Source organism: Vibrio sp. MMG023, from assembly GCF_021654215.1.
Lineage (GTDB): Bacteria > Pseudomonadota > Gammaproteobacteria > Enterobacterales > Vibrionaceae > Vibrio > Vibrio jasicida.
On the sequence record NZ_JAKFZP010000024.1, the window covers coordinates 1 to 2,879 of the forward strand.

The window sequence follows — 2,879 nt, forward strand, 5'->3', positions numbered from 1 at the left end:
CGCTAATTCGTTTCACTTCTGAGTTCGGAATGGAAGTCAGGTGGGTCCAAATCGCTATGGTCGCCAAGCAAATTCTTTAATCTGGAAAGCTGTTTTAAGTTCTACTACACATTCAATCGTTCTTGCATTGAGTCCATCAAAACCCCTTGGGTGTTGTATGGTTAAGCCTCACGGGCAATTAGTACAGGTTAGCTCAACGCCTCACAACGCTTACACACCCTGCCTATCAACGTTCTAGTCTCGAACAACCCTTTAGGATACTTAAAGTATCAGGGAAGACTCATCTCAGGGCTCGCTTCCCGCTTAGATGCTTTCAGCGGTTATCGATTCCGAACTTAGCTACCGGGCAATGCGTCTGGCGACACAACCCGAACACCAGAGGTTCGTCCACTCCGGTCCTCTCGTACTAGGAGCAGCCCCCTTCAATCTTCCAACGCCCACGGCAGATAGGGACCGAACTGTCTCACGACGTTCTAAACCCAGCTCGCGTACCACTTTAAATGGCGAACAGCCATACCCTTGGGACCGACTTCAGCCCCAGGATGTGATGAGCCGACATCGAGGTGCCAAACACCGCCGTCGATATGAACTCTTGGGCGGTATCAGCCTGTTATCCCCGGAGTACCTTTTATCCGTTGAGCGATGGCCCTTCCATACAGAACCACCGGATCACTATGACCTGCTTTCGCACCTGCTCGAATTGTCATTCTCGCAGTCAAGCGGGCTTATGCCATTGCACTAACCTCACGATGTCCAACCGTGATTAGCCCACCTTCGTGCTCCTCCGTTACTCTTTGGGAGGAGACCGCCCCAGTCAAACTACCCACCAGGCACTGTCCGCAACCCCGATAAGGGGTCGACGTTAGAACATCAACACTACAAGGGTGGTATTTCAAGGACGGCTCCACACAATCTAGCGACTGCGCTTCAAAGCCTCCCACCTATCCTACACATGTAGGGTCAATGTTCAGTGCCAAGCTGTAGTAAAGGTTCACGGGGTCTTTCCGTCTAGCCGCGGGTACACTGCATCTTCACAGCGATTTCAATTTCACTGAGTCTCGGGTGGAGACAGCGTGGCCATCATTACGCCATTCGTGCAGGTCGGAACTTACCCGACAAGGAATTTCGCTACCTTAGGACCGTTATAGTTACGGCCGCCGTTTACCGGGGCTTCGATCAAGAGCTTCGACCGAAGTCTAACCCCATCAATTAACCTTCCGGCACCGGGCAGGCGTCACACCGTATACGTCATCTTACGATTTTGCACAGTGCTGTGTTTTTAATAAACAGTTGCAGCCACCTGGTATCTGCGACTCTCGTCAGCTCCATCCGCAAGGGACTTCACCATCAAGAGCGTACCTTCTCCCGAAGTTACGGTACCATTTTGCCTAGTTCCTTCACCCGAGTTCTCTCAAGCGCCTTGGTATTCTCTACCCGACCACCTGTGTCGGTTTGGGGTACGATTCCTTACAATCTGAAGCTTAGAGGCTTTTCCTGGAAGCATGGCATCAATGACTTCACTACCGTAGTAGCTCGACGTCGTGTCTCAGCCTTAAGAAGAGCCGGATTTACCTAACTCTTCAGCCTACGCACTTGAACCTGGACAACCGTCGCCAGGCCCACCTAGCCTTCTCCGTCCCCCCATCGCAATTGTAAGAAGTACGGGAATATTAACCCGTTTCCCATCGACTACGCCTTTCGGCCTCGCCTTAGGGGTCGACTTACCCTGCCCCGATTAACGTTGGACAGGAACCCTTGGTCTTCCGGCGAGGAGGTTTTTCACCCCCTTTATCGTTACTCATGTCAGCATTCGCACTTCTGATACCTCCAGCATGCTTTACAACACACCTTCAACGGCTTACAGAACGCTCCCCTACCCAATGAAGTAAACTTCATTGCCGCAGCTTCGGTTTATTACTTAGCCCCGTTACATCTTCCGCGCAGGCCGACTCGACCAGTGAGCTATTACGCTTTCTTTAAATGATGGCTGCTTCTAAGCCAACATCCTGGCTGTCTGAGCCTTCCCACATCGTTTCCCACTTAGTAATAATTTGGGACCTTAGCTGGCGGTCTGGGTTGTTTCCCTCTCCACGACGGACGTTAGCACCCGCCGTGTGTCTCCCGGATAGTACTTACTGGTATTCGGAGTTTGCAAAGGGTTGGTAAGTCGGGATGACCCCCTAGCCTTAACAGTGCTCTACCCCCAGTAGTATTCGTCCGAGGCGCTACCTAAATAGCTTTCGGGGAGAACCAGCTATCTCCAGGTTTGATTGGCCTTTCACCCCTAGCCACAAGTCATCCGCTAATTTTTCAACATTAGTCGGTTCGGTCCTCCAATTGATGTTACTCAATCTTCAACCTGCCCATGGCTAGATCACCTGGTTTCGGGTCTATATCCAGCGACTAAGTCGCGCAGTTAACACTCGCTTTCGCTACGGCTCCCCTAGATGGTTAACCTTGCCACTGAATATAAGTCGCTGACCCATTATACAAAAGGTACGCAGTCACACCACGAAGGTGCTCCTACTGCTTGTACGTACACGGTTTCAGGTTCTATTTCACTCCCCTCACAGGGGTTCTTTTCGCCTTTCCCTCACGGTACTGGTTCACTATCGGTCAGTCAGTAGTATTTAGCCTTGGAGGATGGTCCCCCCATATTCAGACAGGATATCACGTGTCCCGCCCTACTCGATTTCACTGAATGTGCGTTGTCAACTACGGGGCTATCACCCTTTATTGCCGGACTTTCCAGACCGTTCGTCTAACGCATATAAAGCTTAAGGGCTAGTCCAATTTCGCTCGCCGCTACTTTCGGAATCTCGGTTGATTTCTTTTCCTCGGGGTACTTAGATGTTTCAGTTCCCCCGGTTCGCCTCGCT

At 51.3% G+C, this 2,879-nt stretch carries 2 rRNA genes; both read right to left on the reverse strand.

The annotated features are described in order from the left end of the window. Nucleotides 1-68, reverse strand: a 5S ribosomal RNA gene (rrf, locus tag L1076_RS26765); the annotation flags it as partial. 89 nt (nucleotides 69-157) lie between these two features. Further along, nucleotides 158-2,879, reverse strand: a 23S ribosomal RNA gene (locus L1076_RS26770); the annotation flags it as partial.